Origin of the sequence: Methylobacterium oxalidis (assembly GCF_007992195.1) — a bacterium.
In the GTDB taxonomy this organism is placed as follows: Bacteria; Pseudomonadota; Alphaproteobacteria; order Rhizobiales; family Beijerinckiaceae; genus Methylobacterium; species Methylobacterium oxalidis.
This window is the reverse complement of record NZ_BJZU01000012.1, coordinates 1-22,209: the sequence shown is the minus strand read 5'-3', so window position 1 is coordinate 22,209 and position 22,209 is coordinate 1. Positions and strand designations below refer to the sequence as shown.

Annotated in this window: 22 protein-coding genes; 9 read left to right on the top strand and 13 right to left on the bottom strand. The window is 73.8% G+C overall.

All coding sequences use genetic code 11. The annotated features are described in order from the left end of the window. Window positions 1-5: 5 nt before the first annotated feature. Complete coding sequence (locus MOX02_RS04395) at window positions 6-935, bottom strand: DUF58 domain-containing protein (RefSeq protein ID WP_170267668.1); 930 nt, start codon at window positions 933-935, stop codon at window positions 6-8. Beyond that, complete coding sequence (locus tag MOX02_RS04390) at window positions 932-1,951, bottom strand: AAA family ATPase (RefSeq protein ID WP_147024555.1); 1,020 nt, start codon at window positions 1,949-1,951, stop codon at window positions 932-934. The genes MOX02_RS04395 and MOX02_RS04390 overlap by 4 nt, the downstream gene beginning before the upstream one ends. A 229-nt stretch (window positions 1,952-2,180) precedes the next feature. On the opposite strand from MOX02_RS04390, the gene MOX02_RS04385 reads away from it, so the two are divergent. Beyond that, complete coding sequence (locus tag MOX02_RS04385) at window positions 2,181-2,897, top strand: MgtC/SapB family protein (protein ID WP_147024553.1); 717 nt, start codon at window positions 2,181-2,183, stop codon at window positions 2,895-2,897. Between the two features lie 114 nt (window positions 2,898-3,011). Then, window positions 3,012-3,698, top strand: a complete 687-nt coding sequence (locus tag MOX02_RS04380; protein WP_147024551.1) for an SDR family oxidoreductase — start codon at window positions 3,012-3,014, stop codon at window positions 3,696-3,698. A 23-nt stretch (window positions 3,699-3,721) separates the two neighbouring features. Here MOX02_RS04380 and MOX02_RS04375 read toward each other — a convergent pair whose 3' ends face one another. Then, window positions 3,722-4,066, bottom strand: a complete 345-nt coding sequence (locus tag MOX02_RS04375) for a hypothetical protein (RefSeq protein ID WP_147024549.1) — start codon at window positions 4,064-4,066, stop codon at window positions 3,722-3,724. Between the two features lie 249 nt (window positions 4,067-4,315). On the opposite strand from MOX02_RS04375, the gene MOX02_RS04370 reads away from it, so the two are divergent. Continuing rightward, window positions 4,316-5,188, top strand: a complete 873-nt coding sequence (locus MOX02_RS04370; RefSeq protein ID WP_147024547.1) for a C40 family peptidase — start codon at window positions 4,316-4,318, stop codon at window positions 5,186-5,188. On the opposite strand, the gene MOX02_RS04365 is transcribed toward MOX02_RS04370, so the two are convergent. The 6 genes from MOX02_RS04365 to MOX02_RS30990 all read right to left on the bottom strand — a co-directional run bounded on the left by MOX02_RS04365 (window position 5,166) and on the right by MOX02_RS30990 (window position 9,796). Then, window positions 5,166-5,624, bottom strand: a complete 459-nt coding sequence (locus MOX02_RS04365; RefSeq protein WP_147024545.1) for an arsenate-mycothiol transferase ArsC — start codon at window positions 5,622-5,624, stop codon at window positions 5,166-5,168. The genes MOX02_RS04370 and MOX02_RS04365 overlap by 23 nt on opposite strands. A 66-nt stretch (window positions 5,625-5,690) precedes the next feature. Next, the gene (locus MOX02_RS04360) at window positions 5,691-6,173 is read right to left on the bottom strand and encodes a UPF0262 family protein (RefSeq protein WP_147024543.1); all 483 of its coding nucleotides are present in this window, start codon (window positions 6,171-6,173) and stop codon (window positions 5,691-5,693) included. A gap of 100 nt (window positions 6,174-6,273) precedes the next feature. Then, window positions 6,274-7,569 carry a histidinol dehydrogenase gene (gene hisD / locus MOX02_RS04355; protein ID WP_147024541.1) on the bottom strand — a complete coding sequence of 432 codons (1,296 nt, stop codon included), beginning with the start codon at window positions 7,567-7,569 and terminating at the stop codon, window positions 6,274-6,276. Between the two features lie 40 nt (window positions 7,570-7,609). Next, the gene (locus MOX02_RS04350) at window positions 7,610-8,071 is read right to left on the bottom strand and encodes a DUF2948 family protein (RefSeq protein ID WP_147024539.1); all 462 of its coding nucleotides are present in this window, start codon (window positions 8,069-8,071) and stop codon (window positions 7,610-7,612) included. A gap of 98 nt (window positions 8,072-8,169) precedes the next feature. Continuing rightward, entirely contained in the window at window positions 8,170-9,459 is a 1,290-nt protein-coding gene (gene murA / locus MOX02_RS04345) for a UDP-N-acetylglucosamine 1-carboxyvinyltransferase (protein ID WP_147024605.1), read from the bottom strand. A gap of 163 nt (window positions 9,460-9,622) precedes the next feature. Next, window positions 9,623-9,796, bottom strand: a complete 174-nt coding sequence (locus MOX02_RS30990) for a hypothetical protein (protein ID WP_170267664.1) — start codon at window positions 9,794-9,796, stop codon at window positions 9,623-9,625. Window positions 9,797-10,174: 378 nt separating this feature from the next. Between MOX02_RS30990 and hemA the strand changes: the two genes are divergently transcribed. After that, complete coding sequence (gene hemA / locus MOX02_RS04340; protein ID WP_147024603.1) at window positions 10,175-11,461, top strand: 5-aminolevulinate synthase; 1,287 nt, start codon at window positions 10,175-10,177, stop codon at window positions 11,459-11,461. Between the two features lie 3 nt (window positions 11,462-11,464). On the opposite strand, the gene MOX02_RS04335 is transcribed toward hemA, so the two are convergent. Next, on the bottom strand, window positions 11,465-12,211 hold the full coding sequence (locus tag MOX02_RS04335) for an MBL fold metallo-hydrolase (protein WP_147024537.1): 747 nt from the start codon (window positions 12,209-12,211) through the stop codon (window positions 11,465-11,467). 113 nt (window positions 12,212-12,324) lie between these two features. On the opposite strand from MOX02_RS04335, the gene MOX02_RS04330 reads away from it, so the two are divergent. Next, a complete protein-coding gene (locus MOX02_RS04330; protein WP_147024535.1) occupies window positions 12,325-12,882 on the top strand; it encodes a DUF4337 domain-containing protein in 558 nt (185 codons plus the stop codon). Between the two features lie 121 nt (window positions 12,883-13,003). Further along, the gene (locus MOX02_RS04325; RefSeq protein ID WP_147024533.1) at window positions 13,004-13,537 is read left to right on the top strand and encodes a phosphate-starvation-inducible PsiE family protein; all 534 of its coding nucleotides are present in this window, start codon (window positions 13,004-13,006) and stop codon (window positions 13,535-13,537) included. Between the two features lie 51 nt (window positions 13,538-13,588). Here the strand turns inward: MOX02_RS04325 and MOX02_RS04320 are convergent, their stop codons facing one another. Both MOX02_RS04320 and MOX02_RS04315 read right to left on the bottom strand, forming a co-directional pair. Then, window positions 13,589-15,946 carry a Tex family protein gene (locus tag MOX02_RS04320; protein ID WP_147024531.1) on the bottom strand — a complete coding sequence of 786 codons (2,358 nt, stop codon included), beginning with the start codon at window positions 15,944-15,946 and terminating at the stop codon, window positions 13,589-13,591. A 133-nt stretch (window positions 15,947-16,079) separates the two neighbouring features. After that, entirely contained in the window at window positions 16,080-16,598 is a 519-nt protein-coding gene (locus MOX02_RS04315; RefSeq protein WP_147024529.1) for a TspO/MBR family protein, read from the bottom strand. 114 nt (window positions 16,599-16,712) lie between these two features. Here MOX02_RS04315 and MOX02_RS04310 point away from each other — a divergent pair, with 114 nt between their 5' ends. Next, entirely contained in the window at window positions 16,713-17,936 is a 1,224-nt protein-coding gene (locus tag MOX02_RS04310) for a trans-sulfuration enzyme family protein (protein ID WP_147024527.1), read from the top strand. A 101-nt stretch (window positions 17,937-18,037) separates the two neighbouring features. Next, window positions 18,038-18,520, top strand: a complete 483-nt coding sequence (locus MOX02_RS04305; protein ID WP_147024525.1) for a hypothetical protein — start codon at window positions 18,038-18,040, stop codon at window positions 18,518-18,520. A gap of 4 nt (window positions 18,521-18,524) precedes the next feature. Here the strand turns inward: MOX02_RS04305 and mdoH are convergent, their stop codons facing one another. Next, a complete protein-coding gene (gene mdoH, locus MOX02_RS04300; RefSeq protein ID WP_147024523.1) occupies window positions 18,525-20,525 on the bottom strand; it encodes a glucans biosynthesis glucosyltransferase MdoH in 2,001 nt (666 codons plus the stop codon). A 283-nt stretch (window positions 20,526-20,808) separates the two neighbouring features. Between mdoH and MOX02_RS04295 the strand changes: the two genes are divergently transcribed. After that, on the top strand, window positions 20,809-22,209 hold a 1,401-nt coding region (locus MOX02_RS04295; protein WP_147024601.1), incomplete at its 3' end, for an OpgD/OpgG family glucan biosynthesis protein.

Sequence of the window (22,209 nt, the reverse complement as noted above, 5' to 3'; positions counted from 1 at the left end):
CTCTCTCACAGGACCGCATCGAGGCGCTCCATCAGGGGGGCGTAGACCTCCGGGCCCGCCTCGACGTCGAGGCGCAGGCCCTCGATGCCGCGGCGGGCATAGGCGGCGAGGCGCTCGTCGGTGCGGGCCTCCGCGCCCCGCGGGTCCCCCTGGATCGTGCCGCGGTGCCCGTCCGCGGTGGCGAAGGGATAGTGGCCGGGGGGCCGCTCGCGCTCGAAGGCGTCGCTGACGAGCAGGAGGCGGATCGAGAGGCGCTCGGCCAGCACCGTCAGGAGCCGGTCGAAATCGGGCCCCGGCGCGTCGAGCGCGCTCGCGATGACGAGGTGGCCGCCCGAGGGCAGGAGGCTCGCGGCGAGCGTCAGCAGGGGATCGAGGGGCGGATCGTCCCCCTCCGCCGCGAGGGCGCGCGAATGGGCGAGGGCGAGCGCGCCCGTCACCGCGGTCATCGCCCGCTCGCCGCCGGCCGGGCGAACGGCGGCGGGCTCGCCCGCGCTGCCGACCACGAGGCCGACGCGGCCGCCGTCGCCGACGATCCGCCAGCCGAGCAGCACCAGCGCCTCGGCCGCCGCCACAGAGCGGAGGGCCCGGCGGGTGCCGAACAGCATCGAGGGCCGGAAATCGGCCAGCAGCACCACGGCGCGGTCGCGCTCGTCGTGGTGGGTGCGCACGTGCAGGGTCCCGGTGCGGGCGGTGGCGTTGCGGTCGATGTGGCGCATGTCGTCGCCCTCCGACCACAGGCGCACGTCGTCGGGCTCGGAGCCGCGCCCGCGCCGCCGCGTGACGATGCCGCCGGGCAGCCCGGCGAGGGTGCGCGTCGCCGGCGAGACGCCGCGGCGGGCGAGGTGGCGCAGGCCCATCAGCGTCTCCCCCGAGAGGCGCACGCCCGGGTGGTCGTCGGGCTCACCCGCCAGGGTCGGCGCCGCGGCCACGCTCAGAGCGCCCGCACGCGCCGGACCAGCCCCTCGATGATGCCGCGCGCGGTCTGGCCCTCGGCGGCGGCCCGCCAGGTCAGGCCGATGCGGTGGCTCAGGGCGTCGACGGCGAGGTCGGCCACGTCCTCCGGAATGACGTGGTCGCGCCCGTGCAGGTATGCGCGCGCCTTTCCGGCGACCATCAGCGCCAGGGTCCCGCGCGGGGAGGCGGGGTGCTCGATCGAAGCCCTGAGGTCCGGCGCGGCGGCGTCCGTGCGGGTGCCGGCCACGAGGCGCACGAGGTAGTCCTTGAGGGCGGGCGAGACGTAGACGCCGAGCGCCGCCTCGCGGGCCGCGCGCACCTCCGCGAGGGTCAGCTTCACCGGCATCGCCTCGGCGTGGTGGTTCAGTTCGCCCTCGACGAGGTCGAGGATGCGCCGCTCGGACGCCTCGTCGGGCATGTCCACGACGACGTGCAGCAGGAAACGGTCGAGCTGCGCCTCGGGCAGGGGGAAGGTGCCCGCGTGCTCGATCGGGTTCTGGGTCGCCACCACCATGAAGGGGTCGGGCAGGGGGTGGGTGTGGCCCGCCACCGTGATCTGCCCCTCCGCCATCGCCTCGAGGAGGGCCGACTGCACCTTGGGGGGTGCGCGGTTCACCTCGTCGACGAGGATCAGCGAGTGGAACAGGGGGCCGGCCAGGAACTCGAAGGTGCCGCTGTCCTGGCGCCACACGGTGGTGCCGGTGAGGTCGGCCGGCATCAGGTCCGGCGTGCACTGGACGCGGGCGAAGGAGCCGTCGAGCCCGTCCGACAGGCGCTTGACCGCGCGCGTCTTGGCGAGGCCCGGCGCGCCCTCGATCAGCAGGTGGCCGCCGGTGAGGAGCCCGATCAGCAGGCGCTCCACGAGGCCCGTGCAGCCGATCAGGCCGTGCTCCAGCCCGTCGCGCAGGGCGAGGATGCGGGCGCGCAGGGCCTCGTCGGCGGCGACCGGGGCCGCGTCCCGGGCGGCGGGGCGCTCGGCCAGAGTGGCGCCGCTCATGAGCGCGCGCCCGCGGCAGGGACCGGAACCTGCATCCGACACATCTCCTTGCACGTCTCCCGACGGGCTCTTGGGCGGCCCGTAGACATCCGAAGGGTGTGCCCGCAGGGCGGGGCGGGCGTCAATCCCGCGCGCAATCGATTGGCGCGGCCCGGTCAATTTGCCCGAGGGCGGCGGCCGATCCCGCGGCTGTCACGGTTCCGTCATCCGGCGCCGACATGGAGGCTGGATGATGACGCTCCTGGCCGGGCCGTTCCCGGAATCCCTCAACTCCGCGGTCAGCCTGATCGTCGCCTTCGTGCTCGGCACCCTGATCGGGGCGGAGCGCCAGTACCGCCAGCGCACGGCGGGCCTGCGCACCAACGTGCTCGTGGCGCTGGGCGCCGCCGCCTTCGTCGATCTCGGCATGCGGCTCGAAGGGGCGCCGGGCGGCACCCGCACGGTGGCCTACGTGATCTCGGGCGTCGGCTTCCTCGGCGCGGGCGTGATCATGAAGGAGGGCATGAACGTGCGCGGCCTCAACACGGCCGCGACCCTCTGGTGCTCCGCCGCGGTCGGCGCCTTCGCCGGGGCCGACCTGCCGCTGGAGGCCCTGTTCGTCACCGTCGCGGTGCTCGCCGGCAACACGCTGCTGCGCCCCCTCGTCAACGCCATCAACCGGGCCCCCATCGACGAGAGCGCCACGGAGGCGACCTACGAGGTCCAGGTGACGACGGCGCCCGAGGAGGCGGGCCCCGCCCGCGACCTCCTCGTGGAGCGGCTGGAGGCGGCGAGCTACCCGGTCGGCGGCATCGAGGTGGTGGAGCGCGGCGAGGACGCCGTCGAGGTGGTGGCGACGCTCGTCGCCACAGCGGTGGAGGCGGACGAGCTCGACGCGGTCACGGCGGGACTCGCCCGCGCGCCCGGCATCCGCCACGCCACCTGGACGGTGCAGACAGCGGACTGAGCGCGGTTTCGGCGACGAGTGCGCGTTCCCGGCTTCCCGGCGGCGGCGCGCGCTCCACCTGCATCGCCATCGGGCCGCACCGCGCGGCATCAGGCCCCTGAGGAGATCCACACCATGCCCGAGAACCGGAAGAGCACGCTCATCGTCGGGGCCTCGCGCGGCCTCGGCCTCGGCCTCGCGGAGGCCCTCGCCCGGCGCGGCTGGCAGGTGACGGCGACGCAGCGCTCGCCGTCCCCGGGGCTCGCCGCGCTCGCCGCCGACGGCGTCCGCGTGGAGACCGTCGACATCGACGACGACGCGGCCGTGGCCTCGCTCCGCGAGCGGCTCGGCGGCGAGATTTTCGACTTGGTCTTCGTGGTGGCAGGCGTGGCCACCCAGGCCCACGAGCCGCTCCACGCCGTGACGCGGGAGGTCGCCGCCCAGGTCTATCTGACGAACGCCGTCAGCCCGATCCGCTTCGCGGACGCCTTCGCGGACGCGCTGCGCCCGGGCGGTACGCTCGCCCTGATGAGCTCGGTCCTCGGCAGCGTCTCCCTCAACGAGGACGGCGGCTGGGAGACCTACCGGGCGAGCAAGGCGGCGCTCAACACCTACGCACGCAGCTTCGAGATCCGCCACCGCGACGCGGGCTTCGGCGTCCTCGTGCTGCATCCGGGCTGGGTCCGCACCGAGATGGGCGGGGCGGAGGCCGATATCGACGTGGCGACCAGCGTCGCCGGCCTGGTCTCGGTGATCGAGGGCCGGCTCGGCCGCAAGGGCATCGCCTATCTCGACTACCGGGGCGAGACGCTCGCCTGGTAGCGCCTCGACCCGGGTCGGGCGCCTCAGCGCCGCCCGTCGAAGGGCGGGCGGCCGCGCCGCTCCACCACCACGGGAGCCCGGGTGCGGCGCTCCACGATGACGGTGCGCGGCGCGCGGGAGGGGGTGCCCGCGCTTAGCACGCGCTCCGGCGCGCGCTCGAACCGGGGCTCCGGCTTGCGCTCGGCGGAGAGCACGTGCGGGCGTACCTCGTCCGGCGGCAGGCCGATCAGGCCGGCGGCGATCTCCACCTGCTGATCCACGTCGTCGGCGAGATCCTGCGCGGCCGAGACCGCCTCGGCGATCGTCGGCGGCTCCCGGCGCACGCGGATCGGCGGAAGGTCGGCCTGGGATTTCGGGGTCTTCTTCACGGCTCGGCTCACACTCGTCACCCGCACGAACATAGTCCATCGCGGCGATTTGTGCACCGCATCAGAACGCGATCCTATCGCCCGTGCAGTGCAGCGGCCGAAGCCCTAGCAGGATGCGTTCCAGCCTGCCGGATTCGCCAGCGCATAGGTTAGGGTCCGGCGCCGCGGAGCCGCACCTGCGGCGCGAGGCCGCGGCCCGGCCGCCGCGCCTGTTGCGGATCGCGGCCGCGGCGGGATACGGCTAGGGCCATGACGCACCCCGCCCGCGACCCGCGCCTGACCCCGGCCCGGCCCGACCTCGCCGACATCGCGCTCGAGGGCCTCGTGGAGGCCGAGCGCTTCGTGGCGGGCGCGCCCGGGCGCGTGCGCGTGCCCTCGGCGCCGCTGCGGCGGACACCGCGCCTAAATTCCGGCATCGACACCGAGGCGGTGATGGGCGACGCGGTGAGCGTGTACGAGGTCAAGGACGGCTTCGCCTACGTCCAGCTCGCCCATGACGGCTACGTCGGCTACCTGCCGGCGGAGGCGGTCGGCGCGGCGGAGCCAGCGCCGACCCACCGGGTACGGGCGCTGCGCACCTTCCTCTACCCGGCGCCCGACCTGAAACGGCCGAACCGCGGCCATCTCGGCCTCGGCTCCGCCCTGGCGGCGGAGGGGCGGGAGGGCGACTACCTGCGGCTCGCGGACGGAAGTTTCGTCTTCGCGCCCCATTGCGAGCCGGTCGGCTGGCGGGAGCCCGACGCCGCCGGAACCGCCGAGCGGCTCGTCGGCACGCCCTATCTCTGGGGCGGCCGCACCAGCCTCGGCCTCGACTGCTCGGGCCTCGTGCAGCTCGCGCTGGAACTCGCCGGCCTCGCCTGCCCGCGCGACACCGACCAGCAGGAGCGCGCCCTCGGCCAGCCCCTTCCCCTCGACGATCTCGGGGGCCTGCGGCGGGGCGACCTCGTGTTCTGGCGCGGCCATGTCGGGATGATGCTCGACGCCGGGCGGCTGATCCACGCCAACGGGCACCACATGGCCGTGGCGGTGGAGCCCCTCGCGGCCGCCGTCGCGCGCATCCGGGAGAACAGCTACGGGCCCGTGACGTCCTTGCGCCGGATCAGCCCTTCAGCCGGCTCTTGATGCGGAAGATCAGGCCGTCGCGCACGTCCCGGTAGCCGTCGAGGCGCTGCTCGCGGCTGCCCTCCTGCAGGATGGTCGGGTCTGGCGTCGGCCAGTACTCCACGTCCGCCGCGAGCGTCCGGGTCAGCTCCAGCGCCGCGTGGTGGGCCTCGGGTGCGAGGGTGACGATGAGGTCGAAGTTCAGCCCCTCCCACTCCTCGAGCTGCGCGAGGGTGCGCGGCCTGTGGCGCGCGGCGTCGATGCCGATCTCGTCGAGGGCGGCGATCATGAAGGGGTCGGCCGGCTCGCCCGAGCGCACGCCCGCCGACTGGATGTAGACCGACTTGCCGAAGTAGTGGCGCGCGATCGCCTCCGCCGCGAGCGAGCGCACGGCGTTGTAGTTGCACATGAACAGGGCGGACTGCACCCGTTTCTTCTTCGGGCCGATCCCGTCCATCGCGGGCGCGGCCTCAGGTCCGGGCGGCGCGCGGATCGTGCCGGGGCTCCGGCGTCGTCACGCGGCTCAGCCCTTCCAGTGCAGGGCGAAGATGAGGGTGAAGAGGCGGCGCGCCGTGTCGTGGTCGAGCTCGACCTTGCCCTCGAGGCGCTGCTTCAGAGTCTCCGAGGCCTCGTTGTGCAGCCCGCGGCGGCCCATGTCGATCGCCTCGATCTGGGTCGGCGAGGCGGTGCGGATCGCGTTGTAGTAGCTCTCGCAGATCATCTCGTAGTCGCGGATCACGCGCCGGAACGGCGTCAGCGAGAGCAGGTGGGTGATCACGGGCTCGCCCGCGGGCGTCGAGATGGCGAAGGAGAGCTTGTTCTCGACGAGGCCGAGTTTGAGCGCGTAGGGCCCCTCGCGGCCGGGAATCGCGAAGTGGTTGTCCTCCAGGATGTCGAAGATCGCGATGGCGCGCTCGTGCTCCTGGTCGGGATTGCCCCGGCCGATCGAATCCTCGCAGAGTTTGACGGCCGTCAGCCGGTTCGCCCCCTTCGCTTCGCTGGCCATGCGGACGCTTCCCCCCTCCGCGCCGGTCGTCGTCCCGACGGCCCAGGACCTCGCCCGGACGTCGATCATCCCGTCGTCACGGTGCTCGCGCTCGCTGGTATCACAGGTTCAGGCGGATCGCGACGGAGCGGGCGTGGCCCTCCAGCCCCTCGGATCGGCCGAGCGCGACGGCGGCCGGCCCGATCGCCCGCAGCGCCTCGGCGTCGCAGCGCAGGATGGTGGTGCGCTTCATGAAGTCGAGCACGCCGAGGCCGGAGGAGAACCGGGCCGAGCGGGCGGTGGGCAGCACGTGGTTCGGGCCGCCGACATAGTCGCCGATCGCCTCCGGCGTGTGCGAGCCGAGGAAGATCGCGCCCGCATTGCGCACCTTGGCGGCGAGCGCCTCGGCGTCCGCGGTCTCGATCTCCAGGTGCTCCGGCGCCAGCCGGTCGACGAGGGGCACTGCCTCGTCGAAGTCGCGCACGCGGATGATCGCTCCGTAGTCGCGCCAGCTCGCCCGGGCGATCTCGGCCCGCGGCAGGGTCGCCAGCGCCCGCTCCACCGCGCCTTCCGCGGCCGCGGCGAACTCGGCGCTGTCGGTGATCAGGATCGCCTGGGCGGCGGTGTCGTGCTCGGCCTGCGCGAGGAGGTCGGCGGCGATCCAGTCCGGGTTGGCGTGGCCGTCCGCCAGGATCAGCACCTCCGAGGGGCCGGCGATCATGTCGATGCCGACCTGCCCGAACACCCGCCGCTTGGCCGCGGCCACCCAGGCGTTGCCGGGGCCGACGATCTTGGCCACCGGCGCGATCGTCTCGGTGCCGTAGGCGAGCGCCGCGACCGCCTGCGCGCCGCCGACGCGGTAGATCTCGTCGACGCCCGAGATGCGGGCGGCGGCGAGCACCAGGGGGTTGAGCTGCCCGTCCGGGGTCGGCACCACCATGACGAGGCGCGGCACCCCGGCGACGCGGGCGGGCACGGCGTTCATCAGCACCGAGGAGGGATAGCTCGCGGTGCCGCCCGGCACGTAGAGGCCGACCGATTCGAGGGATGTCCAGCGCCAGCCCGCGGTGACGCCGAGGGCGTCGGTGGCGAGGTGGTCGCCCGGCACCTGGGCCCGGTGGAAGGTCTCGATCCGCTCGGCGGCGAGCGTCAGGGCGTCGAGGGCCTCCCGCGGGCAGGCGTCGAGGGCCGCGTCGACCTCGGCCCGCGTCACCGCGAGGCGGTCGGCGGAGAAGTCCGCGCCGAGCCGGTCGAAGCGGCAGGTGTAGTCGACGAGTGCCGAATCGCCCCCGGCGATCACGCCCGCGATGATGCCGCGCACGGTCTCGTCGACGTCCTCCGAGATCTCGCGCTTGACGGTGAGGAGCCGCGCGAAGTCCTGCGCGAAATCGGGATGCGTGCTGTCGAGGCGGATCATCGGGCGTGCGGCCGTTCTGTCGGGGGGGTCGGGGCGCGCCTCAGGGCGCGGGCGCGTCGAGGGCGCGAACGCCGTCGGGGTCGTGGGCCGGCCGCGCTTCCGCCTCCCAGACCGGCCCGAGGTCCTTCAGCCGCACCTCGACGCACTCGACGTCGAGGCGGATGGCGGCGCCGCCCGCGAAGACCAGGGTGACGCAGCCGGAGGGGGCGTCACTCGGCTCGAAGGTGACGGCGAGGAGGCTCAGCACCGTGTCCGGAGCCTGCCCCGGCCGGAGGCCGCGGGTGCGCACGCCGAGCACCCGCTCGAAATGCACGCCCGCGAGGCGGCGGCGCGGCGGCTCGCCCGCCGGCGCCGACCAGTCGAAGCGGCGCACCGCCAGGACGAACCGGTGCTCGGCGGCCAGGTAGGTCAGGTCGCCCGCCCGCAGGACCGCGTCCTGCAGGTGGGCCGAGATGACGGTGAGATCCTCGGGATCGAGGGCGGCGAGCTTCAGGAGCTCCATGATGCGGCTGTGCTTCTCGGCGCGAGGGGCCCGCGCGGGGGACGAGGTTCGGCCGGTAGGTAGCGGCGCGTTCCCCGTCCGGCAACCGCCGCGGGCCCTCAGGCCCGCACGCGCCGGATCTCGGCGCCGCAGCGCCCGAGCTTGGCTTCCAGCGCCTCGAAGCCGCGGTCGAGGTGGTAGACCCGGTTGATCTGCGTCTCGCCCTCGGCGGCGAGGCCCGCGATCACGAGGGAGACGGAGGCGCGCAGATCCGTCGCCATCACCGGCGCGCCCTTGAGGCGCTCCACGCCCTCGACGACGGCAAGGTCGCCCTCGAGCCGGATCTTGGCGCCGAGGCGGGCCAGCTCCTGCACGTGCATGAAGCGGTTCTCGAAGATCGTCTCGCGGATGTGCGAGCGCCCCTTGGCCAGCGTCATCAGGGCCATGAACTGCGCCTGCAGGTCGGTGGGGAAGCCGGGGAAGGGGTCCGTCGTCACGTCGACCGCGGCGATCCCCGCGCCGTTGCGCCGGATGCGGATGCCCGACTCGGTCGAGGTCACCTCCGTGCCCGTCGTCGCGAGCACGTCGAGGGCCGAGTGCAGGAGGTCCGCCCGGGTGTCCTCCAGCGTCACGTCGCCGCCCGCCATCGCCACCGCCATGGCGTAGGTGCCGGTCTCGATCCGGTCGGGCAGCACCTCGTGGCGGGCACCGTGCAGGCGCGAGACGCCCTCGACCACGATGCGCGGCGTGCCCGCGCCCTCGATCCGGGCACCCATCTTGATCAGGCACTCGGCGAGGTCGACGACCTCGGGCTCGCGGGCGGCGTTCTCGATCACCGTGGTGCCGTAGGCCAGCGCCGCGGCCATCAGCGCGACGTGGGTGCCCCCCACCGTCACCTTGGGGAAGCGGATCTCGCCGCCGCGCAGGCCGTTCTTCGTCTTGGCGACGACGTAGCCGCCGTCGATCTCGATCTGCGCGCCGAGCTTCTCCAGGGCCATGATCAGCAGGTCGACCGGCCGCGTGCCGATGGCGCAGCCGCCCGGCAGCGAGACCTTGGCCTCGCCGAAGCGGGCGAGGAGCGGCGCCACCACCCAGAAGCTCGCCCGCATGGTCGAGACGAGCTCGTAGGGCGCCGTGGTGTCGATGACGTTCGAGGCGGTGAGCCGGACGGTCTGGCCGGTCTCGGCGGTCTGGCCCGGCCGCTTGCCCACCACCATGTGGTCGACGCCGTGGTTCCCGAGGATGCGCGAGAGCGAGGCGATGTCGGCGAGCCGCGGCACGTTGACGAGCTCCAGCGTCTCGCCCGTGAGCAGGCTCGCGATCATCAGGGGCAGGGCCGCGTTCTTGGCGCCGGAAATCGGGATCACGCCGTTGAGCGGCGTGCCGCCGGTGATGTGGATGCGGTCCATTCCAGTCCTCTCGCGCGCCCGCGGCCCGTCCTCGGGCTCCGTCACGTGCGCCGCTCATTCCCCTGAGAAGGGCGCCCGCTCTCCGGCGCGCCCCGTGCGTTACGGCCACGTATAGGCGAGTTTTGGCGGAATCGGGACGGGTTCGTTCGTTCCGCGCGGCCGCTCAGGAGCGCTCGCCCGGCTCCGTCCCCGCGTCCCGCCGGCCGCTCGGGCCGGTCCCTTCGGCCCCCGCCTGCGTCTCAGCCCGACCGCGCCCCTGCGCCTTGCGGCGCCGCAGGTTGTCCCGGAGCGCCGCCTTGAGGCGCTCGGTCCGCTCGCTGTCGTTTCGCGTGTTCATGCCGTCGATCCCGAAGCCGCGTCGAACCGGCCCATCATCGGACGACGGACGCGACCCATCGTCGCCAGAGCCGCGCCGCCCTTTGCCCCACCCTGCCGAAAGGTGCAAAGCAGGGATGCCGGAAGGCACCTTGAACCGATTCCAAATCCGCCTGTATCTTCCTCTGCGAGACGCCGCCCTCCAAGACGGTCGCTTAAGGAAACACCCTCACCCTGATGCGAGATCGGGCTGGGCCTTGAATCCCAAGGTCGCCCGCGCCGCGGGCTCGGACGAGCGGGCCCTCCTCGACGATACCGCCCCGGGCCGCCTTGGGACCAGCCGATGGGACCAGCCGTGCGGAACCCGGTCAGCCACGCGAAGGACGAGCCTTTGAACCGGATGCCCGCGCACACGACGCTCACCGCCACGACCCCCGCGCCAGGCAGCAGGACCGATTACGAGGGCCATTTCCGCGCCGCGCTCGACCGGCTCCACGGCGAGCGCCGCTACCGCGTCTTCGCCGACATCGAGCGCATCGCCGGCCGCTTCCCCACCGCGAACTGGCGCAAGCCCGACGGCTCGGTCCGCGAGATCACGGTCTGGTGCTCGAACGACTACCTCGGCATGGGCCAGCACCCCGAGGTGGTGGGCGCCATGACGCGCACGGCCGAGCGCTGCGGCGTCGGCGCGGGCGGCACCCGCAACATCGCGGGCAACACCTCGCCGCTGGTCGACCTCGAGCGCGAGCTCGCCGACCTCCACGGCAAGGAGGCGGGCCTCGTCTTCACCTCGGGCTACGTCTCGAACCAGGCCGGCATCTCGACGATCGCCAAGCTCATCCCGAACTGCCTGATCCTGTCGGACGCCTACAACCACAACTCGATGATCGAGGGCGTGCGCCACTCGGGATGCGAGAAGCGCGTCTTCCGTCACAACGACCTCGCGCATCTTGAGGAACTGCTGATCGCGGCCGGCGACCGGCCCAAGCTGATCGTCTTCGAGAGCGTCTACTCGATGGACGGCGACGTCGCGCCGATCGGGAAGATCTGCGACCTCGCCGACCGCTACGGCGCCATGACCTACCTCGACGAGGTGCACGCCGTGGGCCTCTACGGCGAGCGCGGCGCCGGCATCGCCGAGCGCGACGGCGTGATGCACCGGGTCGACGTGATCGAGGGCACGCTCGCCAAGGGCTTCGGCTGCGTCGGCGGCTACATCACGGGCTCGAGCCTGGTCTGCGACGCCGTGCGCAGCCACGCGGCGGGCTTCATCTTCACCACCGCCCTGCCGCCGGCCATCGCCGCGGCGGCGCGCGCCTCCGTGCGCTACCTGAAGCGCTCGCAGACCGAGCGCGCGGCGCACCAGCGCCAGGCCGCCCGCACCAAGGCGGCGCTGGAGGCCGCCGGCCTGCCCGTGCTGCATACCGAGACGCACATCGTGCCCGTGATGGTGGGCGACGCCGAGCTGTGCAAGGCGGCGGCCGACCACCTCCTGGAGCGGCACGCCATCTACATCCAGCCGATCAACTACCCGACCGTGCCGCGCGGCACCGAGCGCCTGCGCATCACCCCCTCGCCCTTCCACGACGAGGCGAGCATCGCCCGCCTCACCGCGGCGCTGGCCGAGACCTGGGACACCCTCGACCTGCCGCGGGCCGGCACCGTCTTCGTCGAGGCGGCGGAGTAGGGCTCAGATCTCCAGCACCATCCCGTCCTCGGCCGCCACGTAGCGGCCGGCGGGGTCGTGCGCGATCATCTCCGGGCTCATGTGCGTGAGCACGAGGCGCTTCGGCCGGATCTCGGGCAGGCGCGCGGCGAGCGTCGCCCAGTTCAGGTGAAACTTGACCGGCCGCTCCACCGTGTAGCCCTCCGCGATCATCAGGTCGGCCTCGCGCCCGAGCGGGATCAGATCCTCCACCCACTCGGTGTCGCCGGTGTAGCTCACGGTCCGGCCGCCGGCCTCGATCCGCAGGCCGAGCGAGGGCGCGCCGGACGGGTGGCTCATGGAGAACGGCGTCACGCCGGCACCGACGACCTCGGAACGCAGGCCCGCCGCGATCTCGACGATCTCCACCGGGAAGGCGCGCTGCGCCGTGCCGGAGCCCGGAAACAGCGCCTCCATCGCGGCGGCGAGCCGCGCGCCCGTGCCGCGCGGGCCGGCGATCACGAGCGGCTTCGTGCGCCGGCTCACGAGCTGAGCGTCGAGGATCAGCCAGGGCAGGCCGCCGAAATGGTCGCCGTGGAGATGGGTCAGGAACACCGCGTCGATCCCGTTCGGGTCGACGCCGAAGCGGCGCATGGCGATGAGGCTCGAGGCGCCGCAATCGATCAGGAAGGCGGATCTCCCGCCGCTCCCCTCCGGGCTCACGTGGAAGCAGGTGTTGAAGCGCCCGCCCGAGCCGAAGGCGTCCCCGCACCCGAGAATCTGCAGCCGCATCGGTCCGATCTCCAGAAAGCGTTGCCCGCGCCCGGCCGCGAGCTCTGCCGCATTGCCTCCGGGCCCCGGATAGGCTGTGACTCCGCCCCGACGAATCAACGGGGGCTCAGAGCATGTCGGGTGGTCACGGGGCGGTCGAGGGGTCCAACAAGCGCGTCGCGCTGCTCATCTCGGTCCTGGCGCTGTTCCTCGCCTTCAGCGAGACGCTGGGCAAGGCCGCGCAGACGGACGCGCTCGGCGCCAACATCGAGGCGTCGAACCTCTGGGCCTATTTCCAGGCCCGCACCATCCGCAGCACCACGGTGAAGACCGTCGACGAGATGGTGGCGCTGCTGCCGCCCGGCACCAATGCCGAGGCCGTGCAGGCCAAGCGCGCCGAGTGGGCGAAGACGCTCGCCCGCTGGGAATCGGAGCCCGCCACGGGCGAGGGCCGCAAGGAGCTGTCGGCCAAGGCGCAGGCCGCGCAGGAGAAGCGCGACCTCGCGCTCGAGCGCTACCACCATTACGAGCTGGCCTCGGCGGCCTTCCAGATCGGCATCGTGCTGGCCTCGGCGGAGGTGATCACGGGCGTGGTCGCGCTCGTCTTCGCGGGCGGTCTGCTCGGGCTCGTGGGCGCTGCCCTCCTCGGCTTCGGCTACTTCGCGCCGCACGCCCTCCACCTGTTCCACTGACGGTTCCGGCCGGCCTGCCCGATCACGCGAGAATTGATCGGCCGCGTCGCGCTGCCCCCGTCGCCGGGCGGCGCGGCGCGCTATCTCCCTCCTGATGGTCGCTGACCGGGGAGGACGGGCGATGGCCGAAGCTCCGCAGCACGAGGGCCGCCTGACGCGGGTCTCCGCCTTCGTCTTCCTGCACACCGAGCACGCGATCTACGCCGTGCTCGGCCTCCTGCTCGCGGTCACCGCGATCCTCGCCCTGGTCGACGCGACGGGCCTCACCTGGCACGCGATGCACGCGCTGGGCGGCGCGCCGCAACTCCTCGAAGTGGTCGACCGGCTGCTCTTCCTGCTGATGCTGGTCGAGATCCTGCACACGGTGCGGGTGTCGATGCGCTCGGGCAAGCTCACCTGCGAGCCCTTCCTGATCGTCGGGCTGATCGCCTCGATCCGGCGCGTCCTCGTCATCACGCTCCAATCCTCGGAGATCATGCACGCCAAGGAATGGTCGGCGGAGAAGGAGGCGCTGTTCCGCGCCTCGATGATCGAGCTCGGCGTGCTGGCCGTCCTGATCCTGACCATGGTGATCTCGATCTTCCTCCTTCACCGCGCCCGCGACGACGACAGGCCGGCGGGCGAGGAGGAGCCGGGGCCGGAGACGCGGATGTGAGACCATTCCCGCTCGGCCGGTTTCGGGGCGAACGACCGCGCGCCGCAGCCCCTAACGGTCGCGTCCCCCGGAGCCCCGGTTCCCCGCCGCCGCGCGCCGCAGCGCCTCGGCGAGGGCGCCTTCCGGCTCCGGCCGGGCCTGCGGGCTCGGTCCGCCGGCCCGGGATGCGGGCGGTTGGCCGCCCGCCGGCCGCTCCTCTCGCCGCCCCTCTTCCCGCCTTCCCGGGCGCGCCGCGCCGTCATCCGAGCGCATCGACAGCGCGATGCGCTTGCGCGCGACGTCGACCTCGAGGACGCGCACCTGCACCACGTCGCCGGGTTTGACCACCTCGCGCGGGTCCTTCACGAAGCGGTCGGCCAGCATCGAGATGTGGACGAGCCCGTCCTGGTGGACGCCGATATCCACGAAGGCGCCGAAGGCGGCGACGTTCGTCACCACCCCTTCGAGCCGCAGGCCGGGCTTCAGGTCCCGGATCGTCTCGACGCCCTCCTGGAAGGTGGCGGTGCGGAAGGCGGGGCGGGGGTCGCGGCCGGGCTTCTCCAGCTCGGCCAGGATATCGGTCACGGTCGGCAGGCCGAAGCTCGCGTCGGTGAAACGCTTGGGGTCGAGGCCGCGCAACAGGGCGCCGTTGCCGATCAGGGCCTCGATCGGCTGGCCCGTGGCGGAGAGGATCTTGCGCACCACCGGATAGGCTTCCGGGTGCACGCCGGAGGCGTCGAGGGGGTCGTCGCCCCCGCGGATGCGCAGGAAGCCGGCGGCGAGCTCGTAGGCTTTGGGGCCGAGGCCCGCCACCTTCTTCAGGCCCGAGCGGCTGCGGAAGGGGCCGTTCGCGTCCCGGTGGACCACGATGTTGCCGGCGACCCGCTCGGTGAGCCCCGAGACCCGGGCGAGGAGCGGCGGCGAGGCCGTGTTGACGTCGACGCCGACGCCGTTCACGCAATCCTCCACCACCGCGTCGAGGGAGCGGGCGAGCTTCCCCTCCGCGAGGTCGTGCTGGTACTGCCCGACGCCGATGGCGCGGGGCTCGATCTTCACGAGCTCGGCCAGCGGGTCCTGCAGGCGTCGGGCGATCGAGACGGCGCCGCGCAGCGTCACGTCGAGGCCGGGCAGCTCCGCCGAGGCGTAGGCGCTCGCCGAGTAGACCGAGGCGCCCGCCTCCGAGACCATCACCTTGGTCAGCCGCAGGTCCGGCTGCTTGGCGACGAGCTCGGCCGCCAGACGGTCGGTCTCGCGCGAGGCGGTGCCGTTGCCGATGGCGATCAGCTCCACCCGGTGCGTCCGGCAGAGCCTGGCCAGGGAGACGAGGGCGCCGTTCCAGTCGCGCCGCGGCTCGTGCGGGTAGATCGTGTCGGTGGCCACGACCTTGCCGGTGGCGTCCACCACCGCGACCTTCACGCCGGTGCGATAGCCGGGGTCGAGCCCGAGCGTCGGGCGCGGGCCGGCGGGCGCGGCGAGGAGCAGGTCGCGCAGGTTGCCCGCGAAGACCTTCACGGCCCCCGCCTCGGCCACCGCCCAGAGCCGGGCGCGCAGGTCGGTGTCGAGGGCGGGCTTCAGCTTGGTGCGCCACGCGCGCCGCACGGTCTCGGCGAGGAAGCGGTCGCCCGGCCGGCCCCGCTCGGCGATGCCGAAGGCCTTGGCGATGCGCAGCTCCTGCCAGCCCGGCTGGTTCGGGGCCGGCGCGTCCCCCGGCGCGTCGCCGATCGCGAGGTCGAGCACCTCCTCCTTCTCGCCGCGGAACAGGGCGAGGATGCGGTGCGAGGGCAGCTTCGTCAGCGCCTCCGAGAAATCGAAATAGTCGGCAAACTTCTCGCCTGCCGCCTCCTTGCCCTTGCGGACTGCGGCACCGAGCCGGCCGCGCTGCCACGTGGTCTCACGCAGCGAGCCGACGAGCTCCGCGTCCTCGCTGAAGCGCTCGATCAGGATGGCGCGCGCCCCCTCCAGGGCGGCCTCGGCGTCTGCGACGCCCTTGCCCGCATCGACGAAGGGTCGGGCGGCGGCCTCCGGCGCCTGCTCGGGCCGGGCGAGCAGCGTCTCGGCGAGCGGCCCGAGCCCGGCCTCGCGGGCGGTCTGCGCCTTGGTGCGCCGCTTCTGCCGGAAGGGCAGGTAGAGATCCTCGAGCCGCGCCTTGGTGTCGGCTTGGCGGATGCGGGCCTCGAGCCCTGCGTCGAGCTTGCCCTGCTCGCGCACGCTGTCGAGGATCGCGGTCCGGCGGGCCTCGAGCTCCCGCAGGTAGCCGAGACGCTCCTCCAGGCCGCGCAGCTGCGCGTCGTCGAGGGCGCCCGTCGCCTCCTTGCGGTAGCGGGCGATGAAGGGGACCGTGGCGCCGCCGTCGAGCAGCTCGACCGCCGCCCTGACCTGCCCCTCGCCGACCCCGAGTTCCGCGGCGATGCGCTGCGTGATGCTGGTCATGCGGTCCCTCCCTCGCGTCGGAGGGACCGTGTAGCGGCTCGGAGCGCGGCCTCCAACCGGCGTGACGTCAGGCCCGCGCGCTCCCGGCGCCGCATGCCTGTCTCACGTGAAAACCCTTCGTTTACTGCGACTCTCAGTTGAGGCGCAGGATCGCCGCGTTGAGCACCGTCGCGAAGGCGACCCAGGCGGCGTAGGGCACGAGCAGCCACGAGGCGAGCCTGTCGAACCGCCAGGACAGGCGGATCGTCCACAGCACCATCACGAGCATCATCACCACCACGACGAGGGCCGCGCCGATGGCGTGCTCCGCGAAGAAGACCGGGCTCCAGGCGGCGTTCAGGGCGAGCTGCACGAGGAAGGCGGCGAGCGCGAGCCACCAGCCCCGGCGCGAGGGGCCGGTGCGCGGCATCGCGCCGAGAAGCCGCCAGAGGGAGAGGGCGATCATGGAGTAGAGGATCGTCCAGGCCGCCGGGAACACCCAGTTCGGCGGGTTGAAGCTCGGCTTGTTCAGGCCCGCGTACCAGGTCGGGATGTTCTCCTGCGTGGCGGCCGAGCCGATCAGGGCGGTGGCGATGACGGGCAGGATCGCCGCGGCGAGCCGCAGCCAGGGCGACAGGGCGGGCGCGTCCGGAACGTGCGTGGCCGCGGGCATGCGTGCTCCTCGGGTCGGTGGAGCCGCCCCGCCGGGTTGCGGGGCCGCGCCACTTCGTGTCAGGCGGCAATATCCGCCCGAAAGCAAGTGCGGCCCGCGCCGCAGGAGATCGCGATGTCCTCCATCATCCCGCCGCAGGACGAGACCGGGACGGAGGCCGGCCCGAGCCGGGCGCCCGGGCCGTCGCGCCGCAGCCTCGCCGCCCAGGCGATGGGGCGGATCGACCCCGTGACGCGGGCCGTGGTGGCGCCCCTCCACGTCTCCACGACCTTCATCCGCGACCCGGACAACGCCTACAGCTCCGGCTTCTCCTACGCCCGGCCCGACAACGCGACGGTGCGCGAGGCCGAGTCGGTGATCGCGATGCTGGAGGGCGCGGAGGCCGGCGCCCTCCTGTTCGGTTCGGGCATGGCGGCCGCGACCGCCGTGTTCACGGCGCTGGAGCCCGGCGACCACGCGGTGGCGCCGCGGGTGATGTACTGGGCCCTGCGCCGCTGGCTGCGGGAGGAGGCGCCGCGGCGCACGCTCACGGTCGATTTCGTCGACACGGACGATCTCGACGCCCTGCGCGCCGCCATGCGCCCCGGACGGACCAAGCTCGTCTGGATCGAGACGCCGGGCAACCCGCTCTGGACCATCACCGACATCGCCGGCGCCGCCGACATCGCGCACGCCGCCGGGGCGCGGCTCGCGGTCGATTCCACGGCCGCCTCGCCGATCCACACGCGGCCCCTGACGCTCGGGGCCGACATCGTGATGCACTCGGCCACCAAGATCCTCAACGGCCACTCGGACGTGGTGGCGGGCGTCCTCGCCGCGGGCCGCGCCGACGCGTTCTGGGAGCGGATCGGTGCGATCCGGGCGAACGGCGGCGCGATCCTCGGGCCCTTCGAGGCCTACCTGCTGATGCGCTCGCTGCGCACCCTGCCGCTGCGGGCCGCCGCCCAGGCCGCGAGCGCGCTCGATCTCGCGCAGCGCCTGCGCCGCCACGCCTTCGTGGCTTCGGTCCTCTATCCCGGCCTGCCCGACGATCCCGGCCACGCGGTGGCGGCGCGCCAGATGGAGGGCGGCTTCGGCTACATGCTGTCGATCCGGGTGCGGGGCGGCGAGGCGGCAGCCGTCGGCACCGCGGCGCGGGTGCGCCTGTGGAAGCGGGCGACCTCGCTCGGCGGCGTCGAGAGCCTCGTCGAGCACCGCGCCTCCGTGGAGGGGCCGGGCTCGCCCTGCCCGCCGGACCTGCTGCGCCTCTCGACCGGCCTCGAGGATCCGGGCGACCTGTTCGCCGACCTCGACGCCGCACTCTGGGCCGCGCACGGGGGCGAGGATCCGCGGGCCTGAGGGAAACCTCGACATTTCGCGGTCCCGCCCTGCGTCGATCCGGCCTCCCGCGCGTTGTGCCCGCGTGCCGGCGACACCGCGCCGAGACCTGAGGACGCGTGATGAGAGACCTGAGATCCGCTCTGCGCGGCGCCGCCGCGCTCCTGTGCCTCGGCCTCGCCGCCGGCCCCGCCGCTGCGGCGGGCGGGCCGCCCAGCCTCGACATCGAGGCGACCTGCAAGTCGGCCGCCCGCGCCGAGGTCAGCGTCAGCGACAACGCGAGCGTCGAGGGCTGCCTGCGCTCCGAGCGCGACGCCCGCAAGGAGGCCGAGCGGCGCTGGGGCGACTACTCGTCGGCCGCCAAGCGCCAGTGCGAGCAGCAGTTCCAGGCGGGCGGCTACCCGTCCTACGTCGAGATGGTGACCTGCCTGGAGCTGGCGAGCGGCACGGTGCCGACCCAGTCCGGCGGGGGCGGGGCGGCGACGGCCGGTCCGGGCTCCCCGCAGAAGACCACGGGCAGCCGCGAGACGGGGGCGGGCGACGTCACCCGCGAGCCCTCGCCGAAGGACCGCACGAACCCGATCGACGTCCTCAACAAGCAGTAGGCCGTCACGCCTCCTCGGCGGCGAGGCGGACCGGCGCCTGCGCCTCGCGGGTGGCCGGCACCGCCGCGACGGGCGAGGCGCGGCTCTGTGCGAGCTCGGCGAGTTCGGGCGCCTGGTCCGTGTCGTCGGCGGTGAGGAACAGGCCGCGGGCCCGCGCGATGCGGCCGAGATCGGCCCGGCTCGTGAGCACGCTCTGAGCCGGGCTCGTGATCAGCGCGAAGGCCAGCGGCGCCATCCAGAGGGCGAGCCAGAGGTCGCCGGCCAGCGCCAGCCCGAGGGCGAGCGCGGCCCCGACCGCCACCGCGTCGGCCTGCAGCCGGAAGGCTTCCGACCAGGGCACGTGCCGGTCGTCGCGCACCTGCGCGTCCCAGCGCACCACGCGGCCCGCCAGGGTCGAGAGCACGGCGCCCGCGGTGAACAGCGTCATCACCGGCCAGAGCAGCACCCAGACGATCTGCTCCAGGGCCGCGCTCTTCAGGAGCGAGGCCGTGCCGCCGAAGGCCGCGCGCCGCTCGGGCGAGGCGAGGACGTGGCCGAGGCTCAGCACCTTCGGCAGCGCCAGCACGGCGATGCAGAGGGCGGCGAGCGCGTGCGCGGCGAGCCCCGAGCCGGTCAGGCCGTAGGCGAGGAGGCCGAGGTCGCCGGTCTTGGCGGCCAGCACCGTTCCGGCCGCCAGGAAGGCGATCCAGAGCGGCAGCACGCCGTAGGAGAGGATGCCGACGAGGAGGTGCCAGCGGCTCGCCGCGACGAGGCCCGGCATCGGCACGACGCGCATGTGCTGCAGGTTGCCCTGGCACCAGCGCCGCTCGCGGCCGAGCAGGTCGACGAGGTTCGTGGGCATCTCCTCCCAGGTGCCGCCCATCTCCGGCAGCAGGCGCACTTCCCAGCCGGCGCGGCGCAGGAACGCGCCCTCCACGATGTCGTGGCAGAGGATCTCGCCGCCGAGCGGCGCGCGGCCGGGCAGCACGGGGAGCTGCGCGTTGTCGGCGAAGGCCTCGATGCGCAGGATCGCGTTGTGGCCCCAGTAGCTGCCGTCCGGTCCCTGCCAGGTCTCCAGGCAGCGCAGCGCCAGCGGCGCGTAGAGGCGCACCGCGAATTGCTGGATGCGGGCGAACAGGGTGTCCCGGCCGGCCGCGTAGGAGACGGTCTGGATCAGGCCGACCCGGGGGCTCTCCTCCATCAGCCGCACGAGGCGGCGCATGGCCTGGCCGGTCATCAGGCTGTCGGCGTCGAGCACGATCATGAAGTCGTACTCGTGGCCGTAGGTGTCGCAGAACTCGGCGATGTTGCCGGCCTTGCGGCCGACGTTCTCGTGCCGCCGCCGGTAGCGGATCCGCGGCAGGCCCGGCCCGTTCGCCCGGCGCCACGCCTCGATGCGGGCGAACTCGTGCTCCTCCACCGCCGCGATGGCGCCGTCGCGGGTGTCGGAGAGGACGAAGATGTCGATGTCCGAGCCGTTGCCGCCCTCGCGGGCGAGCGAGCGCGCCATCACGCGCAAGGCCGCGAAGACCGCGACCGCGTCCTCGGCGTGGATCGCCACCACGGCCGCGGTGCGGCTGAGGCCGGTGGCGCGGGCGGGCACCACGTCCGAGCGGCGCTCCAGGGCCGACCGCGCCCGGTCGCCGAGCACGGCCGCGACGAGGCCGTAGAGGTACTGCCACGCCACGAAGGACTGCCATCCCATCACGAGGCAGAACAGCACCAGCACGGCGCCCGCGAGCCAGCCCGCCTGCGGCCCGTAGGCCGCGACCGCCAGCGCCGCGATGGCGAGCCCGGTCGCCAGCGAGGGCACGGCGAGGGCGAGGCGGCGCAGGAGGAGCGCGGAGCGCCGTCCGTCCGGGTGCCAGACCTCGCGGACCTCGCCCGGGGCCGCGGCCTCCGCCGTCAGCTCGGCCGGAAGCGGCTTCGTCCGGGAAGGCGTGGCCGCCAGCGGCCCGGCCGGCGAAACCGTGTCCGGCGGGATTTCGACCGCCGGGTCCTCGTGCGACAACGGTGTGGTGGACATGGGGGGCGTGAAACTCGAGCGAGGAGGGACACCGACCACCCGTCACCGGAGACCCGAGAGGCCGATGAGCGAGCGCACCGAGAGACGCGACGTCGAACCGGGACCGGCCGAGCCGGCCGACCCCAGCGCCGGCGAGCCCGCCGCGCTCTCCCGCCGCCGTCTCCTGCGATCGGGACTTCGGACAGGCTTGACCGCGGCTGCCGGCACGATCCTACCTAGCGCCTTCGACCTGAATGTCGCCAGAACGATGGCGGGCGATTCGGTTCAGGAGCCGGCGGGGCCGATGAGCTTCGAGGCGCTGGGCGCCCGGGCCGCGGCGCTCGCCGCCGCGCCCTACCGGTCGCAGGCGGACGACCTGCCCCCGCAACTCGCCTCCCTCAGCTACGACGGCTACCGCGCCATCGCCTTCCGGGCGGGAGAGAGCCTGCGCCTGAACGACCTGTTCTCGGCCCAGCTCTTCCACCGGGGCTTCCTGCAGCGCAAGCGCGTCGACCTGTTCGTCCAGCCGCGGCAGGGCCCGCCGCGGCCCGTGCCCTACGAGACGCGCCTGTTCGATCTCGGGCCGGGGCTCGCGGGAGCGCGCTTTCCCGCGAGCCTCGGCTTCGCGGGCTTCCGCCTGCACTACGCCTTCGACCGCTCGCGGCCGGAGGCGCAGGAGGAGTTCCTCGTCTTCCTCGGCGCCTCCTACTTCCGTCTGCGGGGCGCCGGCCAGGAATACGGGCTCTCGGCCCGCGGCGCGGCGATCGGGACCGGCCTGCCCGCGCCGGAGGAGTTTCCGGATTTCGTGGCCCACTGGATCTGCGAGCCGGAGGACGGCGCGCGGGCGATCACGGTCCTCTCGCTCCTCGACAGCCCGAGCCTCGCGGGCGCCTACCGCTTCGTCGTGGAGCCGGGCGCACCCTCGCGGATGCGGGTCGACGCCGCGCTCCACCCGCGCCGGCCGATCGAGCGGCTCGGCCTCGCCCCGCTCACCAGCATGTTCGTGCACGGGCAGAACGGGCCGGGCGCCCGCGGCGCGGAAGGGTTCGACGACTTCCGGCCCCAGGTCCACGATTCGGACGGGCTCGTGGTGGAGACGCCGGGCGACCGGCTCTGGCGGCCCCTCGTCAACGGGCGGCGCGCGCCGCAGGTCTCGGCCTTCCGCGCCGAGCCCCTGAAGGGGTTCGGCCTGCTCCAGCGGGAGCGGAGCTTCTCCGCCTACCTCGACGTGCAGGCCCGCCACGAGGCGCGGCCCGGCCTCTGGGTCGAGCCGGGCGGGCGAGAGCCGGGCGGCGAGGCGGGGCCGTTCGCGGCGGGCGAGGTCCAGCTCTTCGAGATCCCCTCGCGCGAGGAGTACATGGACAACATCGTGGCGGCCTTCGTGCCGCGCGGGTCCGTCGCGCCGGGCCGCCCGCTCGCCCTCGCCTACGGCCTCACCACGATCGGGGCGGAGCCGGCGCCGGGCATGCCCGGCGCCCTCGCCCGGGTCGTCTCGACGCGGGTCGGCTCGGCCGAGCGCCTGCGCCCGACGAACCCGCCGAGCCCCGAGCGCCGCCTCTACGTGGTGGATTTCGAGGGGCCCGGCCTCGCGGGCGCCTCCGGGATCACGGCCGACGTCTCCGCGAGCGCGGGCACGATGGTCGATCCCGTCACCGAGCCGGTGCCCCAGACCGGGGGCTGGCGCCTCTACGTGGAGTGGCGGCCG

Bases quoted from the DNA above. Each gene is read 5' to 3' on its own strand.
- mdoH (WP_147024523.1), bottom strand. From the start codon at position 20,525: ATGTCCACCACACCGTTGTCGCACGAGGACCCGGCGGTCGAAATCCCG.
- MOX02_RS04350 (WP_147024539.1), bottom strand. From the start codon at position 8,071: ATGGAGCTCCTGAAGCTCGCCGCCCTCGATCCCGAGGATCTCACCGTC.
- MOX02_RS04365 (WP_147024545.1), bottom strand. From the start codon at position 5,624: ATGGACGGGATCGGCCCGAAGAAGAAACGGGTGCAGTCCGCCCTGTTC.
- murA (WP_147024605.1), bottom strand. From the start codon at position 9,459: ATGGACCGCATCCACATCACCGGCGGCACGCCGCTCAACGGCGTGATC.
- MOX02_RS04380 (WP_147024551.1), top strand. From the start codon at position 3,012: ATGCCCGAGAACCGGAAGAGCACGCTCATCGTCGGGGCCTCGCGCGGC.
- MOX02_RS30990 (WP_170267664.1), bottom strand. From the start codon at position 9,796: ATGAACACGCGAAACGACAGCGAGCGGACCGAGCGCCTCAAGGCGGCG.
- MOX02_RS04305 (WP_147024525.1), top strand. From the start codon at position 18,038: ATGAGAGACCTGAGATCCGCTCTGCGCGGCGCCGCCGCGCTCCTGTGC.
- MOX02_RS04325 (WP_147024533.1), top strand. From the start codon at position 13,004: ATGGCCGAAGCTCCGCAGCACGAGGGCCGCCTGACGCGGGTCTCCGCC.
- hisD (WP_147024541.1), bottom strand. From the start codon at position 7,569: ATGATCCGCCTCGACAGCACGCATCCCGATTTCGCGCAGGACTTCGCG.
- MOX02_RS04385 (WP_147024553.1), top strand. From the start codon at position 2,181: ATGATGACGCTCCTGGCCGGGCCGTTCCCGGAATCCCTCAACTCCGCG.
- MOX02_RS04330 (WP_147024535.1), top strand. From the start codon at position 12,325: ATGTCGGGTGGTCACGGGGCGGTCGAGGGGTCCAACAAGCGCGTCGCG.
- MOX02_RS04320 (WP_147024531.1), bottom strand. From the start codon at position 15,946: ATGACCAGCATCACGCAGCGCATCGCCGCGGAACTCGGGGTCGGCGAG.
- MOX02_RS04390 (WP_147024555.1), bottom strand. From the start codon at position 1,951: ATGAGCGGCGCCACTCTGGCCGAGCGCCCCGCCGCCCGGGACGCGGCC.
- MOX02_RS04335 (WP_147024537.1), bottom strand. From the start codon at position 12,211: ATGCGGCTGCAGATTCTCGGGTGCGGGGACGCCTTCGGCTCGGGCGGG.
- MOX02_RS04360 (WP_147024543.1), bottom strand. From the start codon at position 6,173: ATGGCCAGCGAAGCGAAGGGGGCGAACCGGCTGACGGCCGTCAAACTC.
- MOX02_RS04315 (WP_147024529.1), bottom strand. From the start codon at position 16,598: ATGCCCGCGGCCACGCACGTTCCGGACGCGCCCGCCCTGTCGCCCTGG.
- MOX02_RS04310 (WP_147024527.1), top strand. From the start codon at position 16,713: ATGTCCTCCATCATCCCGCCGCAGGACGAGACCGGGACGGAGGCCGGC.
- hemA (WP_147024603.1), top strand. From the start codon at position 10,175: ATGCCCGCGCACACGACGCTCACCGCCACGACCCCCGCGCCAGGCAGC.
- MOX02_RS04370 (WP_147024547.1), top strand. From the start codon at position 4,316: ATGACGCACCCCGCCCGCGACCCGCGCCTGACCCCGGCCCGGCCCGAC.